The 13,554-nt window shown below is 39.3% G+C and carries 15 protein-coding genes and 1 pseudogene; 4 read left to right on the top strand and 12 right to left on the bottom strand.

The features are described 5' to 3' along the window. Nucleotides 1-26 precede the first annotated feature (26 nt). From HMPREF2634_RS03830 to HMPREF2634_RS03790, 9 genes are all read right to left on the bottom strand, one after another. Nucleotides 27-1,268, bottom strand: a complete 1,242-nt coding sequence (locus HMPREF2634_RS03830) for a bifunctional folylpolyglutamate synthase/dihydrofolate synthase (RefSeq protein ID WP_021002196.1) — start codon at nucleotides 1,266-1,268, stop codon at nucleotides 27-29. A 199-nt stretch (nucleotides 1,269-1,467) separates the two neighbouring features. Continuing rightward, complete coding sequence (locus tag HMPREF2634_RS03825; RefSeq protein WP_003027765.1) at nucleotides 1,468-1,779, bottom strand: DUF1292 domain-containing protein; 312 nt, start codon at nucleotides 1,777-1,779, stop codon at nucleotides 1,468-1,470. Between the two features lie 16 nt (nucleotides 1,780-1,795). Next, nucleotides 1,796-2,215: a Holliday junction resolvase RuvX gene (gene ruvX, locus HMPREF2634_RS03820; RefSeq protein WP_003026628.1), complete on the bottom strand. Its 420-nt coding sequence runs from the start codon at nucleotides 2,213-2,215 to the stop codon at nucleotides 1,796-1,798. Next, nucleotides 2,215-2,481: an IreB family regulatory phosphoprotein gene (locus HMPREF2634_RS03815; RefSeq protein WP_009569646.1), complete on the bottom strand. Its 267-nt coding sequence runs from the start codon at nucleotides 2,479-2,481 to the stop codon at nucleotides 2,215-2,217. Before HMPREF2634_RS03815 ends, ruvX begins: the two co-directional genes overlap by 1 nt. Nucleotides 2,482-2,761: 280 nt before the next feature. Beyond that, on the bottom strand, nucleotides 2,762-3,319 hold the full coding sequence (locus HMPREF2634_RS03810) for an SP0191 family lipoprotein (RefSeq protein WP_003026633.1): 558 nt from the start codon (nucleotides 3,317-3,319) through the stop codon (nucleotides 2,762-2,764). 103 nt (nucleotides 3,320-3,422) lie between these two features. After that, a complete protein-coding gene (locus HMPREF2634_RS03805) occupies nucleotides 3,423-3,992 on the bottom strand; it encodes an SP0191 family lipoprotein (protein WP_003026634.1) in 570 nt (189 codons plus the stop codon). An 85-nt stretch (nucleotides 3,993-4,077) separates the two neighbouring features. Next, nucleotides 4,078-4,476, bottom strand: coding sequence for a transcriptional regulator Spx (spx, locus tag HMPREF2634_RS03800; protein WP_003026638.1), 399 nt, complete (start codon nucleotides 4,474-4,476; stop codon nucleotides 4,078-4,080). An 86-nt stretch (nucleotides 4,477-4,562) separates the two neighbouring features. Then, nucleotides 4,563-5,708, bottom strand: coding sequence for a recombinase RecA (gene recA / locus HMPREF2634_RS03795; RefSeq protein WP_021002199.1), 1,146 nt, complete (start codon nucleotides 5,706-5,708; stop codon nucleotides 4,563-4,565). Nucleotides 5,709-5,752: 44 nt separating this feature from the next. Beyond that, nucleotides 5,753-7,024: a competence/damage-inducible protein A gene (locus tag HMPREF2634_RS03790; RefSeq protein ID WP_021002200.1), complete on the bottom strand. Its 1,272-nt coding sequence runs from the start codon at nucleotides 7,022-7,024 to the stop codon at nucleotides 5,753-5,755. A 600-nt stretch (nucleotides 7,025-7,624) separates the two neighbouring features. Between HMPREF2634_RS03790 and HMPREF2634_RS03785 the strand changes: the two are divergent. Beyond that, nucleotides 7,625-8,045: pseudogene (locus tag HMPREF2634_RS03785) on the top strand (EamA family transporter). A gap of 102 nt (nucleotides 8,046-8,147) precedes the next feature. On the opposite strand, the gene HMPREF2634_RS03780 reads toward HMPREF2634_RS03785, so the two are convergent. Next, nucleotides 8,148-8,726, bottom strand: a complete 579-nt coding sequence (locus HMPREF2634_RS03780) for a DNA-3-methyladenine glycosylase I (protein WP_021002201.1) — start codon at nucleotides 8,724-8,726, stop codon at nucleotides 8,148-8,150. Nucleotides 8,727-8,736: 10 nt separating this feature from the next. Next, complete coding sequence (gene ruvA / locus HMPREF2634_RS03775; protein WP_021002202.1) at nucleotides 8,737-9,327, bottom strand: Holliday junction branch migration protein RuvA; 591 nt, start codon at nucleotides 9,325-9,327, stop codon at nucleotides 8,737-8,739. Nucleotides 9,328-9,488: 161 nt separating this feature from the next. Between ruvA and HMPREF2634_RS03770 the strand changes: the two genes are divergently transcribed. Next, nucleotides 9,489-9,998 (top strand): helix-turn-helix domain-containing protein, encoded by a 510-nt coding sequence (locus HMPREF2634_RS03770; protein WP_003026648.1) that lies wholly within the window; start codon nucleotides 9,489-9,491, stop codon nucleotides 9,996-9,998. A gap of 382 nt (nucleotides 9,999-10,380) precedes the next feature. Here the strand turns inward: HMPREF2634_RS03770 and mutL are convergent, their stop codons facing one another. Beyond that, nucleotides 10,381-12,327: a DNA mismatch repair endonuclease MutL gene (gene mutL, locus HMPREF2634_RS03765; RefSeq protein ID WP_003026650.1), complete on the bottom strand. Its 1,947-nt coding sequence runs from the start codon at nucleotides 12,325-12,327 to the stop codon at nucleotides 10,381-10,383. Between the two features lie 244 nt (nucleotides 12,328-12,571). Between mutL and HMPREF2634_RS03760 the strand changes: the two genes are divergently transcribed. Further along, the gene (locus HMPREF2634_RS03760; RefSeq protein ID WP_041784066.1) at nucleotides 12,572-13,012 is read left to right on the top strand and encodes a LytTR family DNA-binding domain-containing protein; all 441 of its coding nucleotides are present in this window, start codon (nucleotides 12,572-12,574) and stop codon (nucleotides 13,010-13,012) included. Further along, the gene (locus tag HMPREF2634_RS03755; RefSeq protein ID WP_021002204.1) at nucleotides 13,009-13,467 is read left to right on the top strand and encodes a DUF3021 domain-containing protein; all 459 of its coding nucleotides are present in this window, start codon (nucleotides 13,009-13,011) and stop codon (nucleotides 13,465-13,467) included. The genes HMPREF2634_RS03760 and HMPREF2634_RS03755 overlap by 4 nt, the downstream gene beginning before the upstream one ends. Nucleotides 13,468-13,554: the final 87 nt, after the last annotated feature.

The raw sequence follows: 13,554 nt of genomic DNA, 5'->3' as shown, positions 1-13,554 counted from the left end.
TTCTATTATACCATTCACCATTCTAATCAGTCAATTTCTTTCTCCAAAAGAAAAGCACGAACTTCCGCAATAAAATAAAGAGAACCTGTTACAAAAAGGAGCTGATTGTCATTAGCGCTTTTAATAAATTGTTCGATAAAGTCCTGATAAGAGGCAATGTAGAGACCATTTGTAAAGTCCTGTTCATTTGCTGCACCGTCATCCTCAAAAGTCGTTACGAACAACTGCACATGAGGCAATTCCTGCTGAAGATAAGACAGCATCCCCTGATAATTTTTGCGTTTCAAAGCACCGAATAAGAGAAAGATTTCTTTTTGTCCTTGCTGGCGAATAAACTCCACCAAACGTGACAAAGCGGGTAAATTGTGAGCCCCGTCCAAATAAATTCCTCTCTCAAAATATTCCAGTCTCCCTGCCCAATGGGTCTCTTGCAAAGCCTTGCGTATCCATTTTACTTGTGGTTGCCAATTTTGCTGTTTCATGAATAAAAGAAAACTTTGCAAAGCAACAGCTGCATTTTCTTCCTGATAAGTACCTTTGAGACCCAGCTGTAAGCCAACTATCATTTTATCTTGATTAGAAAATTGTCCTTTTGAAAATGAAAAATCCCTACCGTGTTCATACAAAACGACTCCCAACTCATCTGCGCGCAATTCGCAGACCCTTCTAGCTTCTTCAGCCAGCGGCCCGATAACAGCTCGTTCCTTTTTCTTGAAAATTCCTGCTTTCTGCTCCGCAATTGCTACTATGGAGTCTCCTAATGTTTCTTGATGATCCAATCCTACAGACGTTACAACCGCAACATCTCCTATCACTACATTTGTTGCATCTAAAAGTCCACCAATTCCCACCTCAATTAAAGCCACATCTACCTGCTCTTCTTCGAAATACAATAAAGCTATGAGTGTTAAAATTTCAAAATAAGATAATGAATCTTGTGTCCGCAAAAGTTGCCTTTCCATTGCTTGAATACGACGCCCAATTCTAACAAAATCCTTGTCAGAGATTGGTTTATGATTGACACAAATCCGATCATAAATGCTCACCATATGAGGTGACGTAAAGGTTCCCACCTTCTTTTTATGCTCTGCAAATAATTGACTCATAAAAGCAATGCTTGAGCCTTTTCCGTTCGTTCCTGTCACATGAATAATGGGATAATTTTCTTCCGGATGATCCAAAAGACTTATAGCCTGTCTCATTCGCTCTAAACCAGAGCGAAAATTTAAACCAATGCGACTCTCTAGCCACGTTTCAATTTCATTCATATTCTTCTCCCAGCAAAAAGGGAGTGAAACAGAACCAGACTTTGGTTCATGTCACACCCCACAATTTACTTGAATGGCTGGAACTCTTGCTCCACATGGGAATTAACCAACCACTCATTCGTATACCATAAAATAACGATTCACACAGCCTTTTAATCTCTTCATCGTCTGGAATACGAAAAGCTAGTGTACGCAATTTTTATTCTTCCATAAAGCTATTGAAAACTTCTTCAATCATATCCCATTCAGCATCTGAATCTTCTGGGATTGGTTGCAAATCGCCTTCTGTTCCGTCCTCATTTTCAGTAAACGAGTAAGCTTGAATTTCTACCTCGCCATTTTCATCTTCTTCTGCGCTAGCTGGAATTAAGAGAACATAGTTTTTACCAAATTCTTCTTTTCCGTCAATGGTCAAGAGAATTTCAAACAAAGTTTCATTTCCTTGCTCGTCTACTAGCGTAATCAACTCACGCTCTTCGTGTTCATGGTCATGGTTATGATCGTGTGCCATGTTTTCTCCTTTATTATTAAAAATTTCGATCTAAATAATTCTGCAATATGAGCTGCGCTGCGAGCTTATCAATCACTTTTTTTCGCTTCTTTCTACTCACATCCGCTTGCTCAATCAGCATTCTTTCCGCAGCTACCGTTGTTAGACGCTCATCTTGGTATTCAACTGGCAAATGAAATAATTGCTCAATCTTAGCACCATAAGCTTGACTTGCTTCTACACGTGGTCCGCTTGTATTGTTCATATTTTTAGGGAGTCCTACAACGAACTTATTAACCTTATATTCTTTTACAAGCTCACTCAAACGATCAAAACCAAATTCCCCTTTTTCTTCATCAATAGGAATAATTTCAAGTCCTTGAGCTGTAAAACCAAGTGGATCACTAACTGCGACACCAACTGTTTTTGAACCAACATCTAACCCCATAATTCTCATTAGAGATCAATGCCTTGCCCTTTCAAATAATAACGAACTAATTCTTCTACAATCTCATCACGTTCATATTTACGAATTTGATTTCGTGCATTATTGTAGCGAGGTACATACGCAGGATCACCACTAAGCACGTATCCTACGATTTGGTTGATTGGGTTATAGCCCTTTTCATTCAGCGACACATAGACATCTTTCAATGTTTCACTAATCTCTTTTTTGTTTGAATCATCAAGATTAAAACGTACTGTCTCATCTGTAAATCCCACAATTACACCTTCTTTCACTAGAATATCCATATTATAGCACATTTCAATACTTTTCACAAATGAAAGAGGTTGAAAAAGGGAGTGGGACAAAAATCGGTAATTTCGAAGAAATTTGATTTTGTCGTCCCACCCCCGCACAGTTGAGTAGGGATGTAAAGGTTTATTTATCAACCGAATAGAACCCACTCAACCACTGCGACTTGCAAGAAACTCATAAAAATCTGACGAGGTTAAGGACTTTTGTCCCAGCCTCTTTTTGTTTCATTATACACCTATAAAATCATGGATTTGCAACTTCTTTAGCTCCAGCTGCCTTGACAGACTCAATATATTGTTTTGGTGTTAAATTTTTAATAGTTGAAAACATAGAGCCATATGTATCTAGTTTTGATGCTTCATCAAGGTTGATTTTGCTCATATCAATATTGATTGTAACTTTAATAATATAGTCTTTTGTAATGTCTGTTTTAACATCAACACCGCCCAAAGACTTAAATTTATCCAATCCTGCGGCCTTTTCAAAAGCAGAAATCAAGTGCGGCTTAGTGCTTTCTAAATCTTGACCCGCTAATACACTCTTCATATTTTCAGGAAGTATTTGTTCAAGATTTATCACAAACTTCTTAAAGGTTTTTCCTTCATAAGAAATAGTTTGCGTAAGTGTTTGTTCAATCCCTTGGACAGTCTGTTTTTGTTGAAAAGACTTGGTCACAACAGAATCCTTTTTCACAACACTCGAACCAGTCTTACTATCCCCTGACTGATTCTGACCGGATTTTTGACCACAAGCTGTGAGCAGCAACAAACTTGCTCCTAACAAAACAACCGATTTTCTCATAAAAATATCCTCCTTGTATTTTAGAGCTTTATAAGAATAGTATACCATCTTTTGTAAGCGTTGTCAAAACGGCCTGTCTAAAAAGGCAACCAATGATTGACAGTTATTGATTGACTTCCGTTGCACCACTCGCAATCTGATTTTCAACATATTCTTTTGGTTTCATTTTTAAAAATTCTTTTAATTTCATATTTTTTAAATATTCAGTATCAGCGGCCTTATTAACATCCAAAACTTGAAAATCAAAAGTATGAACTCGCTTCAATTCTTGATCATTTATAATTTCCAAAGAGGTCGAAAAACCTTCCAAACTTTTTGCTTGTGTAAATTTTTCATCTTCAGCCAAAGATTTCTCCAATAATTTTTGCGCTTCAGCAACTCCAACTTCCGCAACTACTTTTTTCATTTCTTCTTTCATCGGCATGATTTGCTCAATCGTTAAACTTAAAAATTGATCGCCTTTGTAAGTAATTGTTTGTGTTTGTTGAATCCCTTCAGCTGTTTTAGGGAATGATAAGGTTTTTGTCACAACTGTTTCTTTTTCAGCGTTTGCAATAACTGGCAACGTACTATCAATTGATTGCTTGCTTGTTTTTGATTTTGTTTCTTTTTTTTGACCACATCCTGCTAAGACTGTAAGAATAATGGTTAATAGAATCAGGCTTCTTTTCATAGATTAACTCCTCCTCATTCTTTATTTTATCATATTTTTAATATCAATAAACATCGAAATAAAAAAAGAGTGGAAATTCCACTCTTTACAAGGCTGCGCGTAAACGCGCTTCTGTATTTTCAACATTACGAACCGAGCGAGGTAAGAATGCACGAATATCATCTTCTTTGTATCCTACTTGAAGACGTTTATCATCTACTAGAATAGGACTTTTCAAAATACGTGGCGTTTCCATAATCAAATCAATCACTTCACTCACACTCAATTCTTCGATATCTACGCCTAAACCTTTTGCATAACGATTTTTTGAAGACACAATACTTGCAACTCCATTTTCAGTTTTTGTTAGAATATCTAACAACTCTTCTTTTGTAATCCCTTCTTTACCAAGATTTTGTTCTTTATAAGTTAACTGGTGAGCATTGAGCCATGTTTTTGCTTTTTTACAACTAGTGCAACTTGAGACAGTATAAATTGTAATCATGTAAGTACTCCTTTCGCCACACGGTACTATTATCATACTATATTATACCACAAAATCCCTCCGTCTTGCGACCTATTTTTAAAAAATTATTCCTCAATCTCAATCGCGTCATCCAAATCTAGTGTGACTTCCTCTACTTTGTTTGTTGATTTGGTTGCTTCTGCATTTTTTTCATCTTCAGCATCATCCTCAATCAAACCGTAATGCACTCGAACTTTATGATCAATTTCATCAAAAATTTCTGGATGATCCGCCAAGTATTTCTTAGCATTTTCAGACCCTTGACCAATCTTTTCATCATTATAAGAATACCAAGCACCCGCTTTTTTGATAATATCAAGGTCTGTCGCAATTTTAATCAACTCGCCTGTTTTAGAAATTCCTTCACCATACATGATTTCTACGAAAGCTTCCTTGAATGGCGGAGCAACCTTATTCTTCACAACCTTAATCTTAGTTTCCTTACCAACATTGGTATCTTTTTCATCACCAGTTCCCTTGATTTGGGTATTTCCGCGAACATCCAAACGAACAGACGCATAGAATTTCAAGGCACGACCACCAGGTGTTGTTTCTGGATTTCCAAACATAATACCAACTTTTTCACGCAATTGGTTGATGAAAATCGCAATTGTCTTCGTTTTGTTAATAGAAGCAGACAATTTACGCATAGCTTGACTCATCATCCGCGCTTGCAAGCCAACGTGGCTATCTCCAATGTCTCCGTCAATTTCAGCACGCGGTACGAGGGCGGCCACGGAGTCAATAACTACCAAATCTATCGCACCAGAGTCAATCAATTTACCAGCAATTTCAAGGCCTTGCTCGCCTGAGTCAGGTTGAGAAAGTAAGAGTTCATCAATATTAACCCCAAGAGCCTGCGCATAAGCTGGATCAAGAGCGTGTTCTGCATCAATAAAAGCTGCAATACCGCCTTCTTTTTGAGCCTGCGCCACCGCATGAAGAGCTACGGTCGTCTTACCAGAAGACTCTGGTCCATAGATTTCAATAATCCGCCCCTTTGGATACCCTCCTGCACCAAGAGCGATATCTAATGCCAAACTACCTGAACTCATGACTTGAACTTTTTGTTCAGCACGCTCACCTAGGCGCATAATTGCTCCCTTACCAAAATCTTTTTCAATATTTTTAAGTGCAGTGTCTAGCGCTTTTTGACGTTCCTCGCCAAATTTCTTTGAAATTTCTTCTAATTTTTTTTGTTTTTTCGCCATTTATTTCTCCTGTATAATGATAAATTATTTTTTTGCCTATCTAATTATTGTAGCATATTTTCGTTTTTTAATAAAGTTTTTCGTAGCAGATTGAAAGCATGCAGAACGGCTATTTTACGTACATCTGTCCGACTGCGACCGGCAATATTAACCTTAATAGACTGAACATCCCCTGTGGTTGCTAAACCGATATAAACTGTCCCTGCTGGATGTCCTTCTAAGCTGTCTGGACCTGCCACACCTGTCAAGCTCACCGCATAGTCACTAGCGGTCAATTTTCTTGCCTGCTCAGCCATTTTCTCCGCTGTAAAAGCTGAAACTACCCCATGCTTTTCTAAGTCTGTCAAGGGAATGCCCAGCATTCGGCTCTTTTCCTCCATACTGTAGGTAACAAAGCCACCACTAAAAACATTGGAGGCTCCAGCAAAGTTTGCCAAAGTTGCTTGAAAGAGTCCTGCAGTCAAACTTTCAGCTGCTGTGACGGTCTTTCCTGCTCTTCTCAACAGTTCAAAAGCTGTTTGTCCCAGAGAATTATCATCTCCATAAGCATAGAAAAGATCTGCTAAATGTTGTTTCTCAAAAGTCTGTACAGCTAAAATTTTCTTTTCTAAATGGGCAAACTTAATATCTGCTTCATTTTGACTAGCAGCCTTGGTGGACAATCGCAATGTCACCTCTCCCGTCTTAGCATAAGGAGCAATGGTCGGATCGGTCTGATTATCAATTAAATCTCCTAAAAGGGTTACTAATTGACTTTCACCGATACCAAAGAATCGCAAGACTCTTGAATACAATTTTTGACCAGTTGCTAACAGCGGAACCAGCTCATTATCTACCATAGGCTTTAATTCACTAGGCGGTCCGGGGAGAACAACATAAGTCACACCACCGACTTCAATCACGCCTCCCACCGCAAGTCCGGTTTCGTTTTGGAGAGGAGTCGATCCTTCCACTATCTGAGCTTGCCGCTCATTATTTGGTGTTCGAGCATAATCCGGTCGACTTGCGAAAAAGTGGTCCAATTTCTCCGTAGCCATTCGGTCAAATACCAACCTACGATTTAAGAATTTTGCCAAAGTTTGCTTAGTCAAGTCATCTTCTGTTGGGCCTAATCCTCCAGTTAAGATGACCAAATTACTACGATTTCGAGCAATTTCTAAAATGGATAACAGACGAGCTTCATTATCTCCAACCGCTGTTTGGAAATACACATCTACACCCAGACTCGCTAATTTTTCCGATAAAAATCGGGCATTTGTATTGACAATCTGACCTGTCAGAATTTCAGTACCCACAGCAATAATTTCTGCTTTCATAGAACCTCCTACCTTACTATTCGCAATTGATTTTATTTTATCACAAAAAATCTTAAAAACTTCATTTTAAGAAAAGAATCTGTAAGCAAATTGATAAGACTAAGAATTTTTCAAAAAGAAAAAGTCTGGAATTGCCAGCCTTCTAATTTATAACTATAATTGTGTCACATCAATAATATGATTACCTCGATTATGGGAGTGAGGTAGAACTCATCTTGAAAATTTTTAGTTCGTAATCTCACCTCCGCAAGCTTGCTCAACAGTCTGGGAGACTGTTGAGACGGTGGATAAAGAAAATAAAGTTTTCGTCAAAAGTGTTTTTGCGAGCTTGAAAAGCTAATACCCTGAGACTTGCTTCGCATCACCACAAAGCCGTGCTTTGAGCAATCAGCTACTACATCATTGATTTATCGCTTTATATACTTTGAAGTTGGAGACTTTCGCCCCAGCCTCTTCAAAAATGAGGATTAGCTTAGCAAAACTAGGGTTTATATAAAAAAACAGACAATTTTGTACTGCCTGAGTGCCTTTAGTTTGCTGTGTTAGATAGAATCAAATGTGATAAAATAAAGAAAACAAAACATTTAAGGAGATTTAATGATGTGGGCAGTTTTTGCATTTCTTTCTGCTTTATTTGCAGCACTAACATCTATCTTATATCTTAGCCAAAATCGGGATTTCTGGCGTCAATTCTAATCTAGCGACAGCTATTCGGACAGTGGTCGTTGTTTTAATGGCTTGGGGGGATGGGCTTTTTGACCAAAGGGCAACTCGGTCTTGCTAACATCAGCAAGAAAAGTTGGATTTCCTTGATTTTATATGGATTGGCGACGGGCGCTTCCTGGCTCTGTTATTACCGAGCATTGCAGGAGGGAGAAGCATCCAAGGTCTTCCTATTGATAAACTTAGTGTTGTCCTCACACTCATTCTTGCTTTTATCTTTCTCCACGAGGATTTTACTATGAAATCCTTGTTTGGCAGCATTTTGATTACGATTGGAACTTTGGTCATGGTTTTGTAGTGATGTCATATCATCATAAATACAACAATATTACGAAAAATATAAAACAGTATCGGTCAATAAATATTGCACTGACTGCTCACATAAAAGATAGCAAAGCTATTAAAATCGTTTGATTGTTTTTCTTGCTGGATTAAAATCGCAAGTCTCCTCATGGTCATTGACGAGACCTGCCGCCTGCAGGAAAGAATAGACACAGACTGGTCCTACAAATTCAAAGCCTCGTCTCTTCATATCTTTAGCCAGTTTTTCAGACAATGGAGTCTTGGAGGGCATCTGCTTGTAGTCCTTGACAGGATTGTCAATCGGTGTAAAGTCTACAAAAGACCAGATATAATGATCAAAACTGCCAAATTCTGCCTGTATTTTCAGAAAAGCTCGGGCGTTGGCACGTGTTGCATAGATTTTTCGACGATTTCGGACGACGGCAGGATTTTGTAAAATGCCTTCTAACTCCGCATCTGTCATGACTGCCGCCTGATGAACATCATAGCCATGAAAAGCTTGTCGGAAGGCTGCTCGTTTATTAAGAATAGTCTCCCAAGACAGTCCTGCCTGATAGGTCTCTAGGCAGAGCAACTCAAATAAAGCCTGCTCATCATGCAAAGGAATCCCCCACTCTTGGTCATGATAAGCGACATATAAAGGGTTATTCTCTTTTACCCAGCTACATCGTTTCATCTTTTCTCCTTTATTTTACCAGCATTTTGAGGGCAGATTTGATATAGTTTTCCGCGGTATCATTGGTTCCTTCAAAGAATTTCTTAATTTTCTTGAGTTCAGCCGCCTTGTATCCCAGAGCTAGCATGGCTTCCATGGCTTCTTCCAATTCTTGATTGTCACTAGTAGCTGCAACAGCAACTTGCTTAGGAGCAACACCTGTTGCCACAACCTTGCCTTCTAAGTCCAGCACCATCTGCTGGGCTGTTTTTTTGCCGATTTTAGGAAATTTTGTCAGATAAGTGATGTTTTTCTGCTCAATAGCCTGCACCAAACCGGCATTATCATCGGCAGCGATTATCGCAAGAGCAGAAACAGGTCCAATACCAGAAACCGAAATCAAATTGAGAAAAAGCTGCTTTTCATCCTCTGTGCGAAAACCGTAGAGGAGCTGGGCATCCTCTCTGACCACCTGATGAACAAAAACTTGAATCTCCTGATTGACCTGACCTGAATAGGCATAGGGATTTGCCACATGCAGGATATAGCCAATTTGCCCCACCTCCACTACAATATATTTGGCTGTGATTTTACTTAAAATTCCTTTAAAATATTCGTACATGACTTCTCCTTTTCAACCCTTTTAGTATATCATATTCTGAGCGCAGAAACTGCAAATAAAAGCGCAACCTCCGGTTGACAAAAAGGAAAGCTGGCTATATGTTCAAGTTCTCTCAATCATGGTACAATACAAGTAGAGAAATATGAAAGGAGATTTAGCAAATGCAAATCAATAAACGAATTTTTGAACTGCGAAAGGAAAGAGGCTGGTCTCAGGATCAACTGGCGGAAAAGGTCAATGTCTCCCGGCAGAGCATCTCCAAGTGGGAATCTGCTCAGGCCCTGCCGGAAATCGAGAAGGTCATCGAACTGAGCAAAATCTTTCAGGTGACGACGGATTATCTGCTACTGGATCAGGCAGATGAGAAAGAAGCCAGACCCAAGTGGACTACTTCGGAAAGCGAGGGCTATCAACAGGAGGTCAGAAGCTTTGGTCTGGTCAACGTCCTCTATATCCTTTTTCTGGCCATCACCCTCTTCTTTTTCGCAGGAGGACTCTATCTTCCCTGGAATCCATCCCTCATCTTTTTCCTCTTCTTTCTATCTGCCGGCGCAGCCTTAGCCTGCAAGAGGTATCTGACCATCAAGAAAACTTACTTGGATCAGATAACTAACTTTAGAGTAGAAAGTGCTGAACATCAAGAACCCCATTCCTATAGCCAAACATCTTAAATCACTGCTGAAACTCACTTACAGATAAAATCTTAAAAACAGAAGCTGAGACAAAAGTGCTCAGCTTCTTTTGTTTATATAGTCAGAATTATAAGACGCAGTGGTTTGAAGAAGCTCTAGTGACTTTAGTCAATGTAGAGTTTCCCATGCACAATTGATTAGGCACTTTAGTGCCAATCAATCACTGCTGAGTGGACTCTAATACGTTGATAACTCAACTTTTCCAGTCCTTTTGACCCAAGTTTCACTTGACTTTATTTCCAGCCTCGAAGGGTTCCCCAAACCTTTCGAGCTGTGCGGAGGTGGGACGATGAAATCAAGTTTCTACGAAACTACTGATTTCATCGTCCCACTCTCTGTTTTAGAGCTTTTATAAATAGTTTTAATACTTGCCCAATTCTCTCAGGCTAGTATGGTTTTCCTGAATCCGACGGAACATTTTTCCCATATCAGATTTGGTGAAGTTGACCAAAACGGGACGACCGTGAGGGCAGTTGTAGGGATTGTCGCATTGTGATAACTGAAAAATCAAATCACGCGCTGAATAGTCATCTAAACTGTGATTGGCTTTAATAGAGCGTTTGCAACTCATCATAATAGCCAGCTCAGCGCGATATTTCTTGATAGAGACTTCCTTGGTTAGAAGCAGCATATCGCACATCTCATAAATACCTGATTCGATCTCCTCTTCCTTAAGCCAAATGGGATGTTCACGAAGAATAAATTGATTAGTTCCGTATTCTTCAAGGAAAACACCGACTTCTTCTAAAAGAGTCATTCGTTGTTTCAGACGCAACATATCATCAGCTGGAAATTCAAAGATATAGGGAACCAGAAGCTGCTGCTGACTAGCATCTACATCTCCGATTTTTTCACGGTAATATTCGTACTTTACTCGCTCTTGAGCTGCATGTTGGTCAATAATATAAAGGCCACCGTTTCCTTGAGCAAAAAGGTAGGTGCCGTGCATTTGCCCGAAATATTCCAATTCTGGAAACGTTGAAGTTTCTTCTCCATTTAGCTTATCTAAAGCTCTCTCTAAGCTCGCCTGATCCAGCTCTGGATGATCTAGTTGATTGTAAGAAGGAGATTGCCTTTCTGCAAATTTGACAGAAGCAGCTTTTGAATTGAGTTCATCTGTATCAGCAGATTGTTGGTCTAATCGGGCAGATTCCTCAAAAGAAGGTTGAGCTTCTGACACTTGTGGTTTCACAAAGAAGTCATTTCTTTCTTTATCGTAATAAAGTCGGTTCTCTTTGAGAGGGAGGCTGGTCTGTTCAGGCTTAATTGCTCGGTTAATGGTTGATTTGGCTAAATTCTCTAATGCGTCCGGAATCAAATCTTGCTCTTTCAAACTTGCAGCAATAGCTTGCGATATCAAGACCATGAGCTCTCGCTCCTTTGAAATCCGCACTTCTTGCTTGGTCGGGTGAACATTGACATCAGCAAGATATGGGTCAATCCGAATATCAATCACAGCAATCGGAAAACGTCCCACCATGAGCTTGCTACCATATCCATCTAAAATAGCTCGATTGAGTAGGAAATTCTTGATGTAGCGACCATTGATGAGGATAGTAATGTAATTCCGATTAGCCCTTGTTAATTCTGGCAAACTAATATAGCCTGATACTTCAAAATCCAAATCAGATGCTAAAATTTCAATCATTTTTTTGGCTGTTGTCAGTCCATAAATGCCAGCAATTGCTTGACGCAGATTTCCTGTTCCTGCTGTCCGTGTCATCTCTTTACCGTCATTAACAAGAGTGAAAGCGACCTCCGGATGAGCCAAGCTCAAACGGTTAATCACATCTACAATGTGAGATAGTTCCGCTTGTTGACTTTTCATATATTTCAAGCGAGCAGGCGTGTTGAAAAAAAGGTCTTCCACTTTGATTTTGGTGCCCCTAGGACAGCTACTTGGCTCTAAAGTCTCAACTTCTCCACCTTGCGCAATCAGAAGCGTTCCATGTGCACCACTACTTGTCGCAGTTTCAATCGTCAAACGTGAAACAGAGGCAATGGATGGAAGTGCCTCGCCCCGAAAGCCCAATGTCCGAATTCGAAAAAGGTCGGCTTGTTTCTTGATTTTACTAGTAGCATGCCGCCGTAAAGCCAAGGAAACCTCCTCATGCTCAATTCCTTCACCATTATCAATGACTTGAATGCTCCTGAGTCCCGCTTCTTCAATCTCAACTATAATCTGAGTGGCACCAGCATCAATAGAATTTTCTATTAACTCCTTGACAACGCTGCTAGGTCGCTCAATAACCTCACCTGCTGCAATCTGATTAGCAAGATTTTCTGGTAGTTCAATAATTTTTGACATAGTTTTCTCCGTAAGTATTCTAGCTATTATTATAACATAAAGCTGTTTTTCTATCAGAAGTCTGGTGTGAGAGGAACACACATCGTTTCCTAGAAAGGACCAAATAAACAGGCAAAGCAACCACTTAGGCAAAAGCTCTTGTTTTCCTAGCTAAAATAATGTTTAATAGACTTAGGAAAAACGAATCCTCCTTGCAACGAAAGTCAGCAGCAGGCAAGATACAATCTAGAAAGAAGGGATGTTTATGAAAGTTCAATTGCATATTGATGAAAAATTTTCAGAAGAAAAGATCATTATTGAAGCGCCTGCTTTGTCGGATTCCGTTCAACAACTACTGACATTTGCTCAACATCTCGGTAGCACTAAAACCATTCGAGCCAAAAAAGAGGAGGAGATTTACCTATTAGATACTGCTGAAATTCAGAGAATTTACACTGAAAACCGCCAAGTTTGGGTTGAAACAGCGACAGACACTTATCTCTTAGGGCTTCCACTTTATCAAGTTTTGGAATTGCTTCCCACTGATTTTCTACAGATTTCCCAATCTGAAATCATTAACATCGAACATATCAATCATCTGAAATTGACTGGTAGTGGTCTGATTCAGATTGCAATGAAAAACGGTCAGATAACTTATTCATCTCGCCGTTATCTCAAAGTCATAAAGGAGAAATTACAGCTATGAAAAAAACATTATTCAGAGATGCTCTAGGAGGCACTGTAATCGGGCTACTCCTATCCACCATCTATTCTTACTTTTTTGCTCCTGTCTATCATCCACTTAATCCTTATTCAGCAGTTGGTCTTTGGATGGAACAGCACCATATTCATGAAGCTTTAGTTGTGCTCTATTGCGCAGTTATCTGGAGCTTTATTGGCTTGCTCTTTAGCCTAGGAAAAGAGCTTTTCAAAAAAGATTGGAGCATCCTCAAAGCAACTATCTGCCATTATGGACTTATGATTTTAGGATTTATTCCTCTAGCTCTTCTGGCCGGCTGGTTCCCAAGCAAACCCATTTTTATCTTACAGCTGATTTTAGAATTTACTGTTGTTTATCTCATCCTTTGGGCAATCCTGTCTTATCTGACTAAAAAGAAAATTGAAAAAATCAATCATCACTTAAACAAACAAAGCAAATAGCAAGAAATAACCGCTGTGCAAAAACTCACGGCGGTTATTTGAGCCCAACTTAGAATGCAGATTGATAGAAAACGATCATAGCTTACT

The sequence above is a fragment of the Streptococcus sp. HMSC034B03 genome, assembly GCF_001838575.1.
In the GTDB taxonomy this organism is placed as follows: Bacteria; Bacillota; Bacilli; order Lactobacillales; family Streptococcaceae; genus Streptococcus; species Streptococcus anginosus.
This window is presented reverse-complemented; position numbering and strand designations above follow the sequence as displayed.

Excerpts from the sequence above, each read along its gene's own strand:
- HMPREF2634_RS03805 (WP_003026634.1), bottom strand. The coding sequence starts at position 3,992 with ATGAAAAGAAGCCTGATTCTATTAACCATTATTCTTACAGTCTTAGCA.
- HMPREF2634_RS03830 (WP_021002196.1), bottom strand. The coding sequence starts at position 1,268 with ATGAATGAAATTGAAACGTGGCTAGAGAGTCGCATTGGTTTAAATTTT.
- ruvX (WP_003026628.1), bottom strand. The coding sequence starts at position 2,215 with ATGAGAATTATGGGGTTAGATGTTGGTTCAAAAACAGTTGGTGTCGCA.
- HMPREF2634_RS03760 (WP_041784066.1), top strand. The coding sequence starts at position 12,572 with ATGAAAGTTCAATTGCATATTGATGAAAAATTTTCAGAAGAAAAGATC.
- recA (WP_021002199.1), bottom strand. The coding sequence starts at position 5,708 with ATGGCGAAAAAACAAAAAAAATTAGAAGAAATTTCAAAGAAATTTGGC.
- ruvA (WP_021002202.1), bottom strand. The coding sequence starts at position 9,327 with ATGTACGAATATTTTAAAGGAATTTTAAGTAAAATCACAGCCAAATAT.
- HMPREF2634_RS03825 (WP_003027765.1), bottom strand. The coding sequence starts at position 1,779 with ATGGCACACGATCATAACCATGACCATGAACACGAAGAGCGTGAGTTG.
- HMPREF2634_RS03770 (WP_003026648.1), top strand. The coding sequence starts at position 9,489 with ATGCAAATCAATAAACGAATTTTTGAACTGCGAAAGGAAAGAGGCTGG.
- HMPREF2634_RS03755 (WP_021002204.1), top strand. The coding sequence starts at position 13,009 with ATGAAAAAAACATTATTCAGAGATGCTCTAGGAGGCACTGTAATCGGG.
- HMPREF2634_RS03810 (WP_003026633.1), bottom strand. The coding sequence starts at position 3,319 with ATGAGAAAATCGGTTGTTTTGTTAGGAGCAAGTTTGTTGCTGCTCACA.
- mutL (WP_003026650.1), bottom strand. The coding sequence starts at position 12,327 with ATGTCAAAAATTATTGAACTACCAGAAAATCTTGCTAATCAGATTGCA.
- spx (WP_003026638.1), bottom strand. The coding sequence starts at position 4,476 with ATGATTACAATTTATACTGTCTCAAGTTGCACTAGTTGTAAAAAAGCA.
- HMPREF2634_RS03790 (WP_021002200.1), bottom strand. The coding sequence starts at position 7,024 with ATGAAAGCAGAAATTATTGCTGTGGGTACTGAAATTCTGACAGGTCAG.
- HMPREF2634_RS03780 (WP_021002201.1), bottom strand. The coding sequence starts at position 8,726 with ATGAAACGATGTAGCTGGGTAAAAGAGAATAACCCTTTATATGTCGCT.